The sequence below is a fragment of the Candidatus Zixiibacteriota bacterium genome (assembly GCA_026397505.1).
Taxonomy (GTDB): Bacteria; Zixibacteria; MSB-5A5; order GN15; family PGXB01; genus JAPLUR01.
On the sequence record JAPLUR010000125.1, the window covers coordinates 52,699 to 72,131 of the forward strand.

Consider the following 19,433-nt stretch of genomic DNA (forward strand, 5'->3'; position numbering starts at 1 on the left):
GCAATCTCCCGGTTTAACGGTTTTCAGGCCGCCGATTGTATGTTACCAACGTTCAAGATATACTTTGCAAACAAATAAGGCAACAAGCTAACGGGTAGACAAGACCTGCAAGCATAACGAAACAGCATTTCTTGAGGAATAGGGCGGTCTTGCAATAGTGCCCTATGCTACTTGGCTCCAAATGCACTTAGAGAAGGTCACGGGCTCTACTAGCCGGTGAAACTCCACGTTGATTTTCTTCATCACCTCATCCTCAAATATTCTCTTGTTGATTATGTCCATTTGCGCAAGGCTCTCGTATTCCCAGACTTCAATGTACATACCAGCCATCTGGCCGTATGATTGCTTATAGAGTTTCCACGACAGCACGCCGTCAAAAAGCTCCGCGTGGTCCTTCTTATACTGTAGAAACTCATTCAGCAACGGCGTAAAACTGGCCTGCCTTTCCACTTTGACGACATATGTCTCTACCAAGAAAATGCTCATACCTTTATCTCCTCTAAGGTCATCCGATTGCACGTCTTTAAGAACCTGATGGCCAAGATTCAGTCCTAGATGATAAGAACCCCATTCATAATAACCGTCTTCCTCATTCCATCTGGGAAAATGAAATCAAGTCGCTTGCAGACAATTGGATTGCCCTTGGCATAAACGATGTCCTCGTGGTACGCCTTTTCAGGAGAGGTAAAGTTGTCGACTCCCACCGTACCACCGAGAAAATCGCTTCTTCCGTAGGCCCAATGAAACCCCGCCTTTTCATCCTCCAGAACGTTGCCCGTCACAACGGCCCGGTCGTTACAGCCGATAGCCACTTCCGCAATATGGCGAAGGGCTCTCTCGGCATTGAATTCCCCGCGTTTCCTCTCCGCAATCGGACCGTCTCCTATGATTCCGACGATCTGATTGGCCTTTACCACGAAAACTACCATTTCGCCATCAATGAGCGCGGGGATCTCGCCCTCCGTTTGGCTGTTTTCCTTCTCGTTGGGACAGACGGCGACTTCCCCGGCAGGAAGATTCGCAAAGCGTTCCATATAGAAGCGGGTACCGGGAGGCAGCGAGCCGGTATCCTGAAGGACTCGCTTATGATCTGATATATCGAAATGACAGGCGTGGCCCGTTGAAAAGGTTACCTCGATACCGTCAGAACCCTCGAAAAGGGGCGCCAGTCTGGCGCAGGTCGCGGCGACCTTCTTGTAATCAGCCGAGAGCGCTGTTTCTTCCATGGACCTTCTTACCGTTGGAAGGCTCGCCGCCCGCAGATTCACATACTGCTTTACGAATCCAATAAGTGGAGCCGATGCGGAAAACTCGGGCATTGAGATGACGATTGTCGAATCCCTGATAATGTCTTCGAGTCTGGTCTGTTGCCCTTTCCACATCCCATTTTCAGGCATGTTTGCATTATGCGAGCCAGTCGCCTTATAGGTGACGATTGGATTGACGCTTATTCCATACTTCCGGGAGAATGCTTCAATCTGTTTGTGCCAATCCTCTGCCATGTGACGACGATACAGCCATTCATCATTGTCCTGGATCCTGCCGTGCGGCAGATCATACATAATTGTCACGATATCCCCAATCCGGGGAGCAAATACGTTCACAAAGAGCTTTTCAAGGTCGAATGCCATAATGATCCTTTCGATAAGGCTCTGTTTTTTTGGCAAGGTACACCTCTCCCATTCCACCGGCACCGATTTTCTCGACGATCCGGTAGTGCCCGATTATGCTGCCGTGTGCGAGTTGAACATGCGATCGGGTTATGTCGTTTCCATCTGATTTTTCCATCACTCGTGCTCCGTTCCCGTAACCGGCAATCCAATAGATCTGCGTATGGCGTTGATACGCGGATCCTGGCTCTTCAAAACGGTCACAGGCAAGTCGGCATAACAAATCCAGGGGTCGTGTTCCAACTTCGCTTTCTCAATCCAGGAAACGCCCTGATCGACATCGCCGCGCGCGATGGAAATCCATGCAAAAAACATGGGAGCGACGTGGACATACTTTGCCCGCTCGTGCAACATATCCAAATACTCGTCAGCCTTGTCCATCATGGCGGCCTGATAATAGCAGATTGAGAGCGCCATTAGCACTATTGAAGCGCCGCCCGAATAGTCGAATGATTTCTGCAAGACGGCGATGGCATGGTCGGTTCTCGAAAGACCCATATATGCCATGCCCAGATTGAAATAGGGCTGCCAAGACGTCGGATCCAGTTTGACAGCTGCGTCCAATAAATCGATGGCCCTATCATAATCGCCGGCGTTCAGAGGGGGGAGTGCAGCCCAGGTGCAGATCAGACTCGAAAGGGGATCGAGCTTCCTGGCGATTTCCATATGCCGCGTGGCTTCGTCAAACCGCCTGCGCGTGACCAGAAAAGTCGAGAAATTCGTATGGGAGAGAGCAGTTGTTGCCCCCAATTCCAGGGCTTTCTCAAAATCGTGCTCCGCAGCCTCCCAGTTCCATTCATACGCAAAGCGCCATACGGCCCGTACATTATAGAGCTCGGCAATATTCGGGTCAAGGCGCAGAGCTTTCTCCATAGCCTCGGTGGATCTGGTGTAGGCTTCATTCGGAGATATGTCTGCCCAAAACGCCTGACTCTGGTACCAGATCGCTATCCAGGTATACGGCATGGCATACTCCGGGTCTATAGCGATCGCTTGTCGAAAACAATCGAGGCTTAGTTTCCAGCCTTCGGGCGTAAGTTGGTACCAGTAATACCGACCTTTCAAGAACAGGCTGTACGCTTCCAGATTCTCGGTCCGCTTTCGGATCAACGATTCCTCCGGCTTTCGGGCCAGTTTAAACTTCATTTTTTCCACGATTGCCTGGGCGATTTCTTCCTGAACGGCAAAGATGTCTTCCAATTCCCTATCGAATCGCTCCGACCAAAGATGAGAACCATCCTCGACATTAATAAGCTGCGCGGTGATGCGCAGCCGTGATCCGGCTTTACGCACGCTGCCTTCGAGCAGCACGGTTACGTCGAGTTTCCGTCCGATATCGCGGATATCCTCGTGTTTGCCTTTGAAGGCAAAGGCCGAAGTTCGAGCGATGACCCGGAGATCCTCGATTTGCGTCAGGGCGGTAATAATCTCCTCCGCCATACCGTCGCAGAAATACTCCTGTTCCGGGTCAGGACTCAAATTTGTAAATGGTAGCACAGCAATGGAAGGCTGCCCGGTCAGAACATGAAATTCAGATTGTTGGCTGACCCTTTTCAAATCTACCACTAGTTCGTCTGCGTGCTGGTATCGGAGACTCTTGTCTTTGGCCAGCATCTTACCAACAATCCGCTGCAATTCGTCCGGTACTCCGGATTTATATCTCGTCAGCGGCTCTGGTTCCTCATATCCGATCGAATAAATAACTGCTGGTTCATGGTCACCCTTGAAGGGCAACTGACCCGTAATCATTTCATATAGCACGACACCCAAGGAAAAAATATCTGAACGATAATCTAATTCCTCGCCGCGCGTCTGTTCAGGAGACATATAATGTAGTGTTCCCATTGTCGAGCCAGTCTTGGTCAGATGATCAGATCCCATGACTGAGGCGAGGCCAAAGTCGACTATCCGCGCTCGTCCGTGGGAATCGATCAGGATATTGGATGGCTTGATATCCCGGTGCGTGATGCCATTCTCATGAGCAGCCTGCAGTCCGTCACAAATCTGAATCCCGATCTCAAGAATGCGATCCAGCGGCGGTGATTTCCCAGTCAAGATTTCTTTGAGCGACTGACCCTCGACATGCTGCATGGAGAAGAAAGGTCGACCCTGAGACTCGCCGACTTCAAATACCGAGACGATATTGGGATGGTCGAGTTTTGCCGCCGCCTGGGCTTCGCGCTTGAAGCGGGCGCGGCAGTCAGCGTCTTGGCAAAGTTGCGGCGGTAGAAACTTCAGGGCCACTCTACGATTGAGCTCGGTGTCTTCAGCGAGGTATACATCTCCCATCCCACCGGCGCCGATCTTCTCGATGATCCGGTAGTGCGAAACCATCACACCGCCAATCAAGGGCACGTGCGTCCGGGTCTTGTCGTCGTCAGGTTGGCTCACACTTCAAAATGCTCCCATTCATATTTTGCACGTTCCAGAAGGTCATTAAATCGCTTCTCGCCGCGTACGTTCTTGAGAAATGGATCACGCTGCAGGGCCTTATAATTGATGAAGCCGCGGTTGACGGCATTTTCGAGCCAATCCAAAGACTCTTCTTTATTATCAAATAGAGCAAACATGCTTGCCACGATATAAGACCACTCTGAATCTCGTCGGCATGTTATCTGAAGCTCCGGAGTCATTTCCCGATAAGCCTTCTCCTTGTCGTTCTGCAACCCATATTTCAGCATGAATCCGAACTTGGTAAGCGCATTACCGGGAGCTGTCTGCGCCATTCTATCGATAATGAGAAAAGCACTATCCTTCTGCCCAGTTAACGCGTATACCCAAGCATAGAAGAATTGAAGTGCCGGGTTGAATTGATCCACCTGGGATGCCTTGCCATACTCTCGGAGGGCCAGATCATATCGACCATCATAGAAATATATATATCCCGCAGTAATGCGGTTCCATGTATTGAGGGGATCCACAGTTTCCGCGCGCGCAAGATACTGGCTGGCTTCCGCAGTTCGGCCCATGCGGGCGCAGTTGAAGGCGAGACTTCGTAGCGCATCCGGCTCATTGGGATTAGACTCCAATGCAAGCTTGTTCTGGCGAAAAACCCCCTGCATGTTTTCGGGATAAGGACCCCAAAATATAAGGTTTGCCAGAACAACGTGGGCTTCCGGAAGGTCCGGGTTTAGGGCCAGCGCTCTGTGGGCCAATTCTATACCCTTTTTTAAATAGTCCTCTTGTTCGGCTCCGATATTGACCAATTGGTAAAAAGCTGAGGCCATGCCCGAATAAAGCAGAGGATCGTCACCGATCAGATCGATACCATTTTGGAGGTACTGGATGGCACGGCGAATTCCCTCTTCATTGAACCGATTGATCTCATGATCAGCCTTCAAATAGCATTCATAAGCATCAACATTGTCCATGGGGCGCCGCTCGACCTGTTGCTTCTCTTGAGCGGCAAGTCTGAGTTGAAGAGCGCTGACGATCGACGAGGATATATCATCTTGAATGGCAAAAATGTCATTGACATCACGGTCGTAAGTCTCGGACCACATATGATAGCCATCAGCAACGTTTATAAGCTGGATCGTGATGCGAAGGTGGTTGGCCGATTTGCGAATGCTTCCTTCTAGCACCGTCTGCACCCCGAGTTTTTCGCCGATTATCTTTATGTCCTCCGACTTGCCTTTGAACGAAAACGCCGACGTTCTGGCCAGGACTCTTAGGCTTTTAATGCTACTCAGCCGATTGATAATTTCTTCAGTCATACCGTCGCAGAAATATTCCTGGTCCTTCTGTGGGCTCATGTCGACAAAGGGGAGAACCGCAATCGACTTTGTAGCCGGAGGCGTGTGTTCGGGCCGCATGTAAAAGTACCCCACGATCAATATCGCGAGCAGAAGAACACTGCCTCCGATGAGCAATGGAAGTTTCTTGTTTTGATGTCCGCGTGGAGAGTTCTGGGACCCGTCCCGCTGAATCGCCCGAAGGTCAGCCAGTATTTCATCGGCGTGCTGGTAACGAAGATTCCTATCCTTGGTCAGAGCTTTGCTAAGGACCCTTTGAAGCTCATCCGGCACGCCGCTCTTGTACCGCGCCAGAGGTTCAGGAATCGCCTCGACGATGTTCTTGATCGTCGCAATCTCAGACTCGGCCTTAAATGGGGGCCTGCCAGTAATCATCTCGTATAGCACAGTGCCAAAGGAAAACAGGTCTGATCGGGCATCGACTTCCTCACCACGAGCCTGTTCAGGTGACATGTACCCGATGGTGCCGAGAGTCGAACCCGTCTTTGTGAGGTGCTCACTACCGTGAACTGAAGCCAATCCAAAGTCGACGATCTTTGCCCGACCGTCATGGTCAGTCAGAATATTGGATGGCTTGATATCGCGGTGAGTAATACCTGCTTGATGAGCTTTATTCAGCCCCTCGCAGATCTGGATAGATAGATCAATAATCTTCTCAATAGAATGATCACGCTTCTTTATAAGATCAGCCAGCGATTCACCTTCAATATGTTCCATGGCGAAAAAGGGGCGACCATTGAATTCGCTGACTTCAAAGATCGTGACAATATTGGGATGGCTCAGCTTGGCCGCCGCTTGGGCCTCACGCTTGAACCGGGCGCGACAGTCGGCTTCCTGACACAAATGAGGGGGAAGGAACTTAAGCGCGACTTTGCGATTGAGCTCGGTGTCTTCAGCGAGGTATACATCTCCCATCCCACCGGCGCCGATCTTCTCGAGTATTCTGTAATGGCCAACCAGAAGACCTTTGGTCAGAACAGCAAGAGGGCGGGTCTTATCTTCGTCATACGCGTCATCAGAAACCATTCGGTCTCCCGGATAATCAAATGTTATTGATGTCGGATGTTCGGACTGTCGAGACTAATTTAGGTTCAAATAATGAGGGCGGCAACGGGAAATTTCATGGCGGCAAAGGCGCGCCCTTTCCAGAGTGGCGGATAGCCCCAGAACTAATTGTTGGACAGCGAGTTATAAGTAGGCTCCGGAGGAGCAACTATTTTTGATTAGTCCAGATTATGCCGTAAGTTGAGTAGGATTAAACCGGGCCATCGTGGAAATTTGGAATCAGCCTTTATGGCATATTTGTTCGAACTTGGCCGCATCGACAGTTTCATCCAGATATAGAGCCAGATTCGAAGCTTTAATGTACCCATTCACTTTGCGTCTGGCGATCCGCTGAATATTCAGCAGATGACGGGCCGAGATATTATCGGTGGTGATGTTTTTCCCTCCGGTTCCACACCCCAATGTGAGCGAGGGCTGAAGTGAGTTATAGGTGCCGCCCATGGCCCCCTGAGATGCGGGTGTGTTAACCAGAATCCGGCCGGCGTTCATAACCGAGGCGAAATATTGAATTCTTTCTTCGTTGTTGGAGAACATGCTGATCGTATGTCCCAAACCGCCGTGGTTGTTGATCCGGCGACATAAATCAATTGCTTGTTCGAGATTCTCGGCGACATACAGGGCAAGAATCGGCGCCAGGATTTCCAGGGATATCGGCGATTGAATACCTACCACCTCAAGCTCGGCAATCAAAAGGGTCGTGTCCGCGGGGACATGAATTCCAGCCATTTCGGCAATGACCGGCGCCGGCTGTCCGATAACCTCGGTACGCATCACTTTTGCCGACACGTTGAACACAACCGGCTCAAGGCGTTTGATTTCCTCCGGCGAAAGAAAGTAAGCTTTCCGCTCTTTGAACTGTTTGATTACTTCCTCAAGATGGCATTTCCTTACGACCAGGGCCTGTTCGCTCGCGCAGACGGTTCCGTTGTCGAATGTCTTGGAAATGAAAATTTGCTCGACGGCAAATGACACATCGGCCGTCTTTCCGATAAATACCGGGACATTTCCGGGGCCGACGCCAATAGCGGGATTGCCGGAACTGTAAGCGGCGCGCACAAGGGCGGTCGAACCGGTGGCGATAATCATAGCAGTATGGCGGTGTTTCATAAATTGCAGCGTCTCATTTTCCGTGGAGCGCTCAATCCATTGAATACAGTGCTCGGGAGCGCCCGCCGCCAAAGCGGCCCCGTAGCATATACGGGCGGCTTCAATGGAGCATTTTCGTGCCGCGCCGTGAGGACGGATGATAATGGGATTTCTTGATTTCAAAGAGATTATTATTTTGAACAAGACGGTCGAGGTCGGGTTGGTCACCGGTGTAACCGCAAAAATCGGACCCAGAGGCTGAGCGATCTCGACAATCCCTTTTTCCTTGTCTTCCGATATTACTCCGACCGTTTTCAGGTCTTTTACATCTTCATAAACAAATTGGGTGGCAATGACATTTTTGATCACTTTGTCCTGCCAGACACCAAGTTTGGTCTCCTGATGGGCCAGCTTTGCCAGATGAACACGTTTATTGAATCCCGCTTCATAGACAGCTTTCACAATCCTATCGGTCTGCTCCTGATTAAACTGCCGGAAAGCGGAAGCGGCATTGACCGCCTTTTCCATGACAGCATCAATATCGAGCGGGGCGCCGTTGGTTGTGGAATTGAGTTTTTCTTGTGTCAGGGAGCCTATTTCGGGTTCGGGCATTCTCTCGTTCTCCAATTCGGGGTCAGGTTTGGCCGATTCGCCGCCGACGGCCCGTTTATGTCTAAAAAATATCTCATCAGGATTACAGATTCATTTCCATCCATATCTTAATCTTTATACGGACAATTGACAAAGATGATATATAACATAATAGGTCGTAATTATCAATAATTAACAGCCCCCAATTTGAGGGAATGTTGAGAAAGCCATGGAAAAGGAAAGAAGGGCGCAGGCAGGCCAGACAAGATGAAAATTGTCATCCTGAACATGATTCTGGATTGAGAAGATGGATACTTGAGTTCAACTCAGATGCCAGCTTACCGATAGCGGCGGGGAGTGACGGTGTGGGAGTTTTTGTCTGTCCTTTCAAATGCAAATCGCCAGGAGAATCTTTCTTCAGCTTTTCCATGTGGGGGGTTGATCCTTGCGGGTGGTCCGGAGTTTTGAGCGATGGCACAAGGAGAAGGAAGCAGAAACAAGAGTTGCCATCTCGCGTCGGCGCTGAAAATGCGGGTTCACCGGCATCATTTCTGATGTGCCGAGCAACAGATTCAATATTGCCATTGGATAGCTTCATCGCCAATCATGTCATTGACAATTGGCACCCGGAAGTGTTAATTAGGGCGATATTTAGAGAAATTAACTGTCTTATTATTAATTGCTTTGATTGCAGGTAAAGAAAAGGCTCCACGGGGAGAAATCCAGGAGAAACGTTATGTACTTTAATTTGCTTTCGGATCGGGACATGAAGGCGATTGACGCTCTGATTGCCGATTATGGCGGTCACGGGGCTATTTCGGAACAGATCACCCGGGCACGCGAGTATCCAGCGCGCAAAAAGGCGCTTGGTGATAAAGGATACGGGAAGATGCTGGAACAGGCGGAAGCGTATGCCGGAAGATTCCCGAAAGTCGATGATTTTATCAAAAAGGAGAGCATCAAGACGACCAGGGGAGGTGTCTGTACCACTCAGGTATCCGGATTTCAGGGCTCGCATGTCACGCTGGACTGCATGCGCCGCATAGCGGAAAAGGGGGATGTTCTATTGCCGGCGGAGATGATATCGGTGGTGGCCCTGACCGATCACTATGTTTACAGTGGTGATCTGATGGCCACTCTGGCCATGAGCGAAAACATTATGGGCGCAAGCAAGTTCTGTTCCACCAACCTGCTGGGGACGCCCTGGCCCGAACATCGTTTCAAACGGGCCGAAAAACTCACCGGTGAAAAGTTCGATCGCCGTGACCTGGGTAACGGCATCAGCCAAATTATCCTCAAGAATATGGGAACACCTTTCGGCAACCTCGGCGGGGTCGAGGTGGCGGATAATAACCACCTGATATATGTCGACACGGCAATCAGAGCCGCCCTGGAGACCGGCGCCAATTTTTTCCTCAATCCCAGCTGGTCAACGATAACGGCGGCCTGTTACTTTGCCCGGAAGATACCGGAGATCAGTTTTAAGATATCGATGCTTTTATCGACGCAGAATGCGGTACAATTTCGCATGTTGATGAACATCGTGAAGGCGTATCTTCGGGATGACGGTACGACACCGATTTACGAAATAAACATCGGAAATGGAGCCAGCCCCGAGACGCTGCTGCAGTGTGCCCAAGACCTCAAGGCATCGGGCCTGCCCAATATTCAGTTGACCGCTCATCTCCGGATAAACCCGGATCTCGGCATGGCCGATTTTAACTGGACCGAGAACGCATTCAAGGTGCTCGATGCCGGTTGCGATTTGACGATCAAGTACGAGTCTGATGGAACCTCGCGGCCGTACGACACGATGGAGGCTTATTTTCTCTCGGATGCGGAGCGGGATGCCAAGGCAGCATTGATCGGCGATGTGATTTATCACAAATGCATCCGGTGCGACCTGGATGCCAGGGAGATTATGAGACGCGGGCATAAAGCCAGGTTTGCCCGGATAAGTCATAAATAGCGGGAAAACGCCGCAGTAAATTATTGAAACTGTTAAATGAAGGACGATTAATATGAAGTTATTACTGCTGGGATTCGGCACGGTCGGACAGGGGCTGGCCGAACTCCTGATTAAAAAAGAAACCGTGCTGAAGGACAGTTATAATCTGGAATGCCGGGTGGTCGGGATCGCCGATATGATCAAGGGGTCAATTTACAACCCAAATGGTATCAATCTCAAGGCGGCGCTGGAGAAAGTGAAATCGGGAGGAAAGCTGACCGATCATAGAGATGCTTTTAAGGGTGATGCTCTAGCCATGGTAAAGGCGGCGGATGCCGACATGCTGGTGGAGATGACATATACCGATATAAAGACCGGCGAACCGGCGACATCACATATACGGGCGGCTCTCAAAAAAGGCATGCATGTTACAACCAGCAATAAAGGGCCGGTGGCTCTTTATTACAATGAATTAGCCAAACTGGCCAAAGAAAATGGGGTCAGGTTTTTCTATGAGGGTTCGGTGATGAGCGGCACGCCGGTTCTGAACCTGGTGCGGGAAACATTGGCCGGCTCCCAGATCTCGGAGATGAAAGGGATCCTTAATGGGACGACCAATTATATTCTGACGCGGATGGAAGAGGGGATGGCGTACGCGGAGGCTCTCAAGAAAGCACAGGATCTAGGTTATGCCGAGGCGGTCCCTGATGCCGATGTTTTGGGCTGGGACGCGCTGGCGAAAGTAACGATTCTGGCCAATGCGGTCTTTGGATCCAACAGCAAGCCGTCAGATTTTACCTGTAAGGGAATCACAGATATCACGGCTGATGCCATTAAAGACGCCAAGGCTCATGGCAAGCGATTTAAATTGATCGGCCGTGTCTGGCGGGACGGCGACCGGGTCAAGGGGAGTGTCGGTCCGGAGCAGGTGGACCTTTCGCATCCACTTGCCGGAGTCATGGGGGCGACGAATGCCGTGACGATTACCACCGACACTCTGGGTGATATCACGATTGTCGGCCCCGGTGCGGGAAGAATCGAAACAGGTTACTCGGTTCTGATTGATATCATCGCTGCGGGAGGTGTCCGATGAAGATGCTGCTCAACGGCGAATGGGTGGATCGCAATCAAAAGATTGAAGTTACCGATCCTTATGACAATTCAACAATTGATACCGTACCATCGGGCGATGAAAAGGATGTGGAACTGGCTCTCGCGGCGGCGGTGCGCGGATTCGAGATCACCAAACGGATGACCGTTTATGAACGGGCGCAGATTCTTTATAAGACCGCTCAGATAATCAAAGATCGGCTGAGCGAATTTGCGACAATTATAGCCCGCGAAGGATCAAAGACCATAACCGAAGCGCGCAAGGAAGCCTCGCGATGTGTCAATACCATGACCTGTTCGGCCGAAGAAGCCAAGCGGATTATGGGTGAAACAATTCCATGGGATTCTTTTCCGGGCGGCGAAAAGCGCAAAGGGTACTACTATCGTTTTCCGATTGGTGTAATCCTGGCTATTACGCCGTTTAACGATCCGCTCAATCTGGTTGCCCATAAACTTGGACCGGCGATAGCGGCCGGGAATTCGGTCATCCTGAAACCTGCTACGGTGACACCGCTTTCAGCCATAATGCTGGTTGAGGCGATGCTCGAGGCAGGTTTGCCTCCGATGGCAATTCAACTGATCACGGGGCAGGGTTCGAGAATCGGCGATCCCCTGGTCAGCGATGACCGCGTGCGTATGATTTCATTCACGGGGGGCGTTGAGGCCGGCAAGCATATTACCACCAAAGCCGGAATCAAGAAGATCGGCATGGAACTCGGTTCCGATTCGCCCGTCATAGTCTGGAAAGATGCCGACCTGCAAATGGCGGTGGAATCGTGCGTCTCGGGTGCATTCTGGGCGGCCGGGCAAAATTGCATTGGAGTGCAGCGATTATTGGTACATAAAAAAATCTATGATGAGTTCAAGACGCGCTTTGTCGAGCTGACCAAGAAATACAAAATCGGCGATAAGATGAAAGAAGAGACCAATATGGGGCCGATGATCACCGAATCCGAGGCCCGGCGCGTGGAGGACTGGGTGAAGGAAGCGGTGAAAAAGGGTGCCTCCGTTTTAACCGGCGGCGGTCGCACGGGTGCGCTCTATGAGCCAACGGTGCTGGAAAATGTTCCCAGGGATGTCAAGGTGCATTGCGAGGAAGTTTTCGGCCCGACGGTGAATCTTTATCCGATTGAGGATGATCTCGACAAAGCCATCAAAGAAGCCAATTCGCTTCCCTACGGGCTCTTGACGGCGATTTTCACGCGCGATATCGAAGTGGCTTTCAAGGCAGCATATGAGCTTGATTGCGGTGGGGTCATGATTAATGATTCAACCGATTACAGACTTGATTCCATGCCGTTCGGGGGGGTCAAAAACTCCGGCCTCGGACGTGAAGGACTCAAGTTTTCTTTGCAGGAGATGACCGAGCCTAAGGTAATCTGCTTCAATTTGCCGGGCATTTGATCGATTGAATTGGATTCAAATGATTAAGGGACAGACAACCAGTCTGTCCTTTTTATGATTAAGCACACACGGCAGATTGATAGCTTTTCAGGCAAATCAGAGGGGCAGGTCAAGCTAACCTGCCCCTGAAAATGCATTACATCGAGAACTTTATTTGATCAGAAGCATCTTTCTTGATTCAACAAATTCGCCGGCTTGAATTCGATACAGGTAAATTCCGGTCGAAACTGGGACGCCGCTCTGATCGGTTCCATTCCAAGTGACCTGGTATACACCGGCGGCTTTGGTCTCGTTGACAAGCTGCCGGACCTTCCGACCAAGGATATCAAATATCTCAATCACGACATCCGATCGTTGCGGCAGGCTGTACTCAATTGTCGTTGCCGGGTTGAATGGGTTCGGGTAGTTTTGAGCCAGCTGGAATGTCTTCGGCAATCCAAGGTTACCGGTTTCATCGACATCAGTCGGCTGACTATTCAGAATTACGGAGTCATCAATACCATTGCCGTTGTACAGACGGTCGAGCAGTATTGTCAGAGGAGCTGTTTCAAGACTGTCCCAATTCGGTTGGTGGATGATATATAGAGTCGCCGTATCGAGATAAAGGCTGTCATGCTGAAAGGTGGTGAGTCCCTTCGTGGATAATTGTGTCAGTTTCAAATTGAAGTATGTTGAGAAATAGTAACTCGAAAGAACAAAATCGTTATCGGGGAAAAGACGCAATTCGGGGCTGGCCCCGGGTTCCACGGCAAGTAGTTCAGCATCCAGCGTCTTCTCTACGGTGTCTCGGGGAATAACGACGCCAAAAACCATAGGTTTTGTCTGGTCATTACACCATGACTTTAGGAAAAGCTGACCTTCATAGTTCGTGCCGTATTCCACGGCGTACTGAGTCGAATCGGCACCATGCTGGGAGCAATTCCAGATGATAGAATCTGTTCTGAAAGACACATATACATTAGTGTCCACTAATTGCGTCAAATGAACGTTGCAGCCGTCGTCCGGCATATAGACACCAATAGGCCGATGAGTTCTTCCCGTCTCCGGAATTATGGGGCAGATGGATGAATTACCACTGATAGTAATCCCGTTAGCAGTATCATAACTGAAGGTTCCATTCCCAAAGGCCCAGACATTCCGAGCGTCAGAGTAAAGGACCTCCATGTAACCTGTATTGCCGTTGGCTTTTGCGGCCAATGGAGGTCCTGCCTTCGCGGTCGAAAACAGCTGCGGTTGCTCCAGAAAGTGGCTCGCCGGTTGTCTCAGTATCCATGTCCCGGGGGCATCTTCCGACCAACCCAGGTTAGGGTAAGTCCATCTGTGAAACGTCGTATCAACCTCCATAAACACGCCAGTGTCGCCGGGGTTGTTGCTATCGTATGTATAGACGCGATAGATCGCTGGGTTCCCCGGGTCTTTTATGACTCTATAGGGAACAACTGAATGCCCTCCCGGATCCGGACCGATACTGTAGAACCCCATGGCAAAGTGATCATTCGTTTCGCTTATTAGCGCGGCCTTCAATTCTGCAAGGATGTCGTTGGGGGATTTTGAGGCGTAGGCCTTTTTATGTTCGAGGCAAGCTTTCCCGTCCTGGGATTCAAAAAGTCTATTTATGACCTTCCGATTGGAATCAGAAACGGGGACAGCGAAGAGATTACCGAAATCCGGCAATCCAAAGGCAGCGCGAAAGGCTTCTTTTCTGTCAAAGGCGAGGAGCGCAGACTGCGAGAAGCCGAAGCAGGTTCCAGCAAAGGCCGTATCAGTACGCCTCCACCAGAAATCTGACGCTGATCCCCGGGTATGCAAGATCCCACCAATGTCCCGGATATAGCACTGATTTACGCCAAAGGTCTCTGTGAAAAGCGGCCAATCGATGAAATCTCTGCTATGCGAATGATAGAAATCGTAGTCATGACTCTGGGGATATGGCTGTTTTGTATTGGGATCCTTCCCATGGGCATAATCAAATTGATTGTACCAGGCGAAAGGCCACATGGGTGTGTCGTCATTGAGCATTTGCCACCCATGGATATCAGGGCGAAAACGCTCATAGTCGCCGGCAGCGTTCAGGCGGGTCAGAACATATCCCTTTATCCGAAACGTCTTGCTTTCGGCATAGGTCGAAGAACTCACATCTTCTATCCGTATCTTCACCTTGGCCGAAAGCAGGGTGTCCGGCACATCCCAGACAAAATAGTGATTCTCTGCGGGGTAATTGTCCACGATCAAATGAAGGTCCGGAGATTCGCCAATTTGATAGTAAATGTTGATTGTGTGAACCCCCAGGTGCATCCAAGAAATAAGATTAGTCTCACCGGCGACCATTAGTCCGTTCTCTGATGGCGTATTGACGCTGAGGTACTTGGCCGTAAGAAGAAAACCGTGACGCTGGGAACCGAATACACCCGTCCCCACGATCTGCCCGGAATCATTAATATCAATGCCATAGGTATTGCTGTTAAAAAGGCTATACGCAACATTAACCAGACTGCTCAGATCCCCGAATGCCCCATCTTGATAAATAAATAGATCACGGGTATTGTCCAGTGTATCCACCCCGACACCGACTACGGTATTCATATTGTTTATCGCTACCGGCGTGCCGGGGTGGTCGTACCAAGCAACAAATTCATAATCCAGGGGCGCCGCTATCGGCGCCGCAATTTGAAGGTCGGTTCCGTTGACAATCGTGGCCTTCCAAGTGGTAAGAACACCCGGGGACCCTTCCGCGGGAACAGAGATGCCGACGATCACGTTGCTGTCATTGATATCGAAGGCGTAACTCAGATAATAACCGCTGGCCGGGAAAAGAGTGTATACCTTGCCGTTGAACCAGGCACATCCATAAAAATGATAGCCATCCCAAGAGGGGCTCGCAAAACCGACTGCGATGCCGTTATTGTTGATTTTCCGGGCGGAACCCATTCCTTGGGAATTGAGAAGCGGAAGATTGGTGACGGTATTTTCTTTCCACAAAAAGGGCACTATGTACGCAGGACCAGTGGTGGTATCGTCATAGTCGCCGACCACCCAGCCGCTGTCGTTGATTCCGTACGCACCATACGTCCATTTGGCGTCCGGAAGGTACGGGATTATCTCAACCCCGCCTCCGAACCACTTGGCAGCCGCCCGGATGTTGGCGCGATCCTCGGCTGTACCGACGACAACGCCAAAAGAATTGATATCTCGGGCATGTGCGGTGTCGTGTATAATGCTGATTTGTCCATTCACCCATTTGACGGCGTGATCCGTATAAACAGTATCCTCTCCAATAATATCCACGGTTAGAGCATTCCCGGCAATAACGCCATCGTTGTTTATGCCCCAGGCTTGACTGTGACTGTACCAGTTTGCCGGAAGAGTGCCCAAATCGACCACGCCCTGAGCCAGAACGTGAGGACTCGCTAATGCGAGAAAAAGAACCGCAAGCAGGCTAATTGCTGAATAGATTGAGATGCGTTGATTCGGACCTGCTGAAAAGACATGATAGATATGATTCATAATCCATCGCCTTTCATGAGGATTTTTATTAATCAAGAATAGTATAGCACAAAAAGGCTTTTTGTCAATTTCTTATAATTCTGAATAATATGGCCTTTTATCAAGGTTTCGGGAAGCGATGCCGATGGCAAAACCCGCTTTAATTCTGTGGAAGGATCGGAAGAAACGTTCGATTGATAATTACTGGTGGTTGGCGAATCTGGCGGGATTAACTTGTCAATACCCGGAACTCCTCTATTCTGGAAAAAGAGTGTCGAGACCGCCCGCCGCCGGCGGCTTTCGACCTATTTTGAATGATCCGTTGCGAACAAGGCGTCCGGGATATACAAATCATATGGCGTTCGAAGGGCATAATCGGAAGGGCATTTCTCCATTTGCCATCTGTGGGACGTCAAGTGACGATTCGATCTTATTGCGATATAACCATTTGCATAATGCGGGTGGCCAAAATATCCGCAAGATAAGAGAATGTAAGACCATCATCTCCTATACAGATCTTTAGTGGTTGGGCGGAAGCAGGAATGGCTGCCAGAGAAAAGAATACCAGTGGCATCTTGCCTTACAAATGCGCGGAAATGCCCACTGAGACATTTTTACGCGGAACGCTTGAAAGCGGACACAATAGGTAGGAATAAATTCATCTGGATTCTTATTTTCGTGGATATCCTGCAGCCTTCTATTTGTGAACGTTCAAACATCAAATTGACCGCAGAGAAGACGTTTCAGATTTGGTCACCCGGTGACTACCTATTTTCACGACCATCCCAATCACTATTCCAAGGTTTTAGTTCGAATTCTCGCAAAATCAACATCTTACACCGTTTATTTCCTTGACATTATATGAAAGATTTCTATATTTAATGTGTAAATTGGGTACTACTGTGGTAAGGCTGCCCGCTTTTCTTTATCACTGATGTCCCACCGCTTGGTTACCGCGAGTTGACAGAGGAAAGAGTTCAAATGCCTCACGTTCGTGTCTTTCCATTCCGCGTAAAATCAGAATTTCTTGCAATAAAATACTGGAGGAAACCTTGAAAAGGCTGTCGCTAACGATGTACCTTGTTTTTTTGGTATGTCTCGGATCATTCAGCCTGGCATCGGCTGAACAATCAATCAAATTCAACGATTCTCTTTCGGGGGTGACTCTCCTTGAGCAGAATGAGGCAGGGCTGACTCTTTCGATAAATATCGGCAAGATTGACTTTATTTCGGTGTCAACGCCGGAAGGCCCCTTTGTTCTGGCGAAAGTTGACGGATTCTCCAATTCCCAGAGGATCGGGGAACCGCGCCTGCCGATGGTTAACCGACTGCTTTCGATACCATACGGATGCGAGCTTGAGGCCGAAGTTATAGCCTCTGATGTGGAAGTAATTAACCTGGCTGATTATGGAATAACCGACCGATTGATTCCTCTGCAGCCCTCGGTATCCAAATCGCAGGATCCGGCCACCCTGCCGTTTGAGTTCAACCGTGCCGTCTATCAAACGAGCGGCTTTTATGCTCTTCCCCCGACCCAATCGACCATTGAAGGAATTATGCGGGGATTGAGATTGGGGATGGTTTTGATAGCCCCAATAGAATATAATCCCACCCAGAATACGATGCGGGTATATAAAAACCTCACGGTTCGAGTCAGCTACCGCAATCCCGATTGGGTCCTGACCCGACAGCTTTGGAAGAATTACTATTCGCCATTCTTTGAACCGGTCTATGAGACAATAATAAATTACGAATCACCGCTCCTGGCAAATAACGACTTGACCAAATATCCGGTCAAGTATCTGATAATTTCCCACCGGATGTTCGAGGCTCAATTGCAGCCCTTTATCGCATGGAAGATAAAGAAGGGTTTTAACGTTGTGACAGCTTATACCGATGTAATCGGGACAACCAATACGGCAATCAAGAGCTACATTCAGAATCAATATCAGAGCGGAACGCCGCAGAATCCGGCGCCTACATTTGTGTTGTTAGTCGGCGATGCGCAGCAGATTCCTCCATTCCAGTTTTCCGGCCATGTCTCCGACCTCAGCTTCTGCGAGTTCACGGGAGACAATATTCCGGAGATATACTATGGCCGTTTTTCGGCCGAAAACACCGGTAACCTGCAACCGCAGATTGATAAGACACTGGAATACGAGAAATATTTGATGCCCGACCCAAGTTTTCTTGGTGAAGTGACTCTTGTTTCGGGTGTCGATCCGAACTATGCGGCTACCTATGGCAATGGCCAGATCAATTACGGCACCAATTATTACTTCAACCCTGCCCACGGAATTACCACACATACTTGGCTCTATCCGGCATCGGATGCCTCCGGTGTCGCCGCTCAAGTGATTGCTACGGTCAACAACGGCATTGGGATTGCCAATTACACGGCGCACGGAAGTCATGACGGCTGGTCTGACCCATCATTTACTTCCGCTAATGCCGGGAGCTTGACCAACGCTCATAAATATCCCCTGATGATCGGTAATTGCTGTGTGACTAATACTTTCGGCACCGATTATTCCACTCCCTGTTTCGGTGAAGCGCTGCTCAGAGGCGCTAACAAAGGCGCCATTGGATACATCGGCGCTTCCGATAACTCGTATTGGGATGAGGATTACTGGTGGGGTGTGGGGTATGGTCCGGTGGTTGGCGCGGGACCAACCTATGCGCAGACCGGTCTGGGGGCTTATGATGGGCTCTTCCATGACCATGGTGAACCCGTAACTTCACATTATGTGGTCAATGATGCTATCAACTTCTGCGGGAACCTGGCTGTAACCCAATCAGGCAGTTCCCGGATAGCCTATTACTGGCAGATATATCATCTTATGGGTGACCCGTCGGTGGCTACTTATCTACACGTACCGACCAGTAACGCCATTGCACATAGCAGCACTATTCTTCTTCCCGATACCAGCTTTACCGTTCAGGCGGAGGCCGGTTCTTATGTCGGGATTACCTACAACGGCGTCCTGCACGGCGCCGGTTACGTGGATCAAACAGGTTCGGTGCAGGTTAGACTGATGCCCTTTGCCGCTCCCTGTACGGCCGAAATAGTCGTAACTGCGCAGAATAAGATTCCGTATACCGCCTCGGTACAGGTCATTTCTCCGGCCGGTGCCTATTTGCTGTATCAGAGCAGTGCGGTAAATGATGAGTTGGGGAATAGTGACGGGCTGTTGAATAACGGCGAGGCGGTCAAGCTTGGGGTTGGTCTGATTAATGTTGGTCCGGACGATGCCCTGGAAGTGGTAACGACGTTATCGTCGACCGATCCCTATGTAACGATCACGGATAACAGCGAGAACT

Annotated in this window: 13 protein-coding genes; 7 read left to right on the forward strand and 6 right to left on the reverse strand. The window is 50.1% G+C overall.

Going from position 1 to position 19,433, the window contains the following annotated elements; all coding sequences use genetic code 11:
- Positions 1-162 precede the first annotated feature (162 nt).
- A complete protein-coding gene (locus NT002_13290) occupies positions 163-486 on the reverse strand; it encodes a hypothetical protein (protein MCX6830233.1) in 324 nt (107 codons plus the stop codon).
- A gap of 65 nt (positions 487-551) precedes the next feature.
- Complete coding sequence (locus NT002_13295) at positions 552-1,631, reverse strand: hypothetical protein (GenBank protein ID MCX6830234.1); 1,080 nt, start codon at positions 1,629-1,631, stop codon at positions 552-554.
- A gap of 1 nt (position 1,632) precedes the next feature.
- Between NT002_13295 and NT002_13300 the strand changes: the two genes are divergently transcribed.
- Positions 1,633-1,779, forward strand: coding sequence for a hypothetical protein (locus tag NT002_13300; protein ID MCX6830235.1), 147 nt, complete (start codon positions 1,633-1,635; stop codon positions 1,777-1,779).
- Positions 1,780-1,787: 8 nt separating this feature from the next.
- On the opposite strand, the gene NT002_13305 is transcribed toward NT002_13300, so the two are convergent.
- The 3 genes from NT002_13305 to NT002_13315 all read right to left on the reverse strand — a co-directional run bounded on the left by NT002_13305 (position 1,788) and on the right by NT002_13315 (position 8,188).
- The gene (locus NT002_13305) at positions 1,788-4,061 is read right to left on the reverse strand and encodes a protein kinase (protein ID MCX6830236.1); all 2,274 of its coding nucleotides are present in this window, start codon (positions 4,059-4,061) and stop codon (positions 1,788-1,790) included.
- Positions 4,058-6,451, reverse strand: a complete 2,394-nt coding sequence (locus tag NT002_13310) for a protein kinase (protein ID MCX6830237.1) — start codon at positions 6,449-6,451, stop codon at positions 4,058-4,060. The genes NT002_13305 and NT002_13310 overlap by 4 nt, the downstream gene beginning before the upstream one ends.
- 258 nt (positions 6,452-6,709) lie before the next feature.
- A complete protein-coding gene (locus NT002_13315; GenBank protein MCX6830238.1) occupies positions 6,710-8,188 on the reverse strand; it encodes an aldehyde dehydrogenase family protein in 1,479 nt (492 codons plus the stop codon).
- A gap of 194 nt (positions 8,189-8,382) precedes the next feature.
- Between NT002_13315 and NT002_13320 the strand changes: the two genes are divergently transcribed.
- Genes NT002_13320 through NT002_13335 form a run of 4 tightly spaced genes read left to right on the forward strand, consistent with a single transcriptional unit; the run spans position 8,383 to position 12,629 of the window.
- Positions 8,383-8,865 (forward strand): hypothetical protein, encoded by a 483-nt coding sequence (locus NT002_13320; protein ID MCX6830239.1) that lies wholly within the window; start codon positions 8,383-8,385, stop codon positions 8,863-8,865.
- 38 nt (positions 8,866-8,903) lie between these two features.
- The gene (locus NT002_13325) at positions 8,904-10,136 is read left to right on the forward strand and encodes a hypothetical protein (GenBank protein ID MCX6830240.1); all 1,233 of its coding nucleotides are present in this window, start codon (positions 8,904-8,906) and stop codon (positions 10,134-10,136) included.
- Positions 10,137-10,188: 52 nt separating this feature from the next.
- Positions 10,189-11,208, forward strand: coding sequence for a homoserine dehydrogenase (locus tag NT002_13330; protein ID MCX6830241.1), 1,020 nt, complete (start codon positions 10,189-10,191; stop codon positions 11,206-11,208).
- A complete protein-coding gene (locus tag NT002_13335; GenBank protein MCX6830242.1) occupies positions 11,205-12,629 on the forward strand; it encodes an aldehyde dehydrogenase family protein in 1,425 nt (474 codons plus the stop codon). Before NT002_13330 ends, NT002_13335 begins: the two co-directional genes overlap by 4 nt.
- A gap of 150 nt (positions 12,630-12,779) precedes the next feature.
- Here the strand turns inward: NT002_13335 and NT002_13340 are convergent, their stop codons facing one another.
- Positions 12,780-16,133 (reverse strand): T9SS type A sorting domain-containing protein, encoded by a 3,354-nt coding sequence (locus tag NT002_13340; protein ID MCX6830243.1) that lies wholly within the window; start codon positions 16,131-16,133, stop codon positions 12,780-12,782.
- A 118-nt stretch (positions 16,134-16,251) separates the two neighbouring features.
- On the opposite strand from NT002_13340, the gene NT002_13345 reads away from it, so the two are divergent.
- Together NT002_13345 and NT002_13350 are read left to right on the forward strand one after the other, a co-directional pair.
- Positions 16,252-16,635: a hypothetical protein gene (locus tag NT002_13345; GenBank protein MCX6830244.1), complete on the forward strand. Its 384-nt coding sequence runs from the start codon at positions 16,252-16,254 to the stop codon at positions 16,633-16,635.
- A 529-nt stretch (positions 16,636-17,164) separates the two neighbouring features.
- A partial coding sequence (locus NT002_13350; protein MCX6830245.1) for a C25 family cysteine peptidase occupies positions 17,165-19,433 on the forward strand: 2,269 nt, incomplete at its 3' end.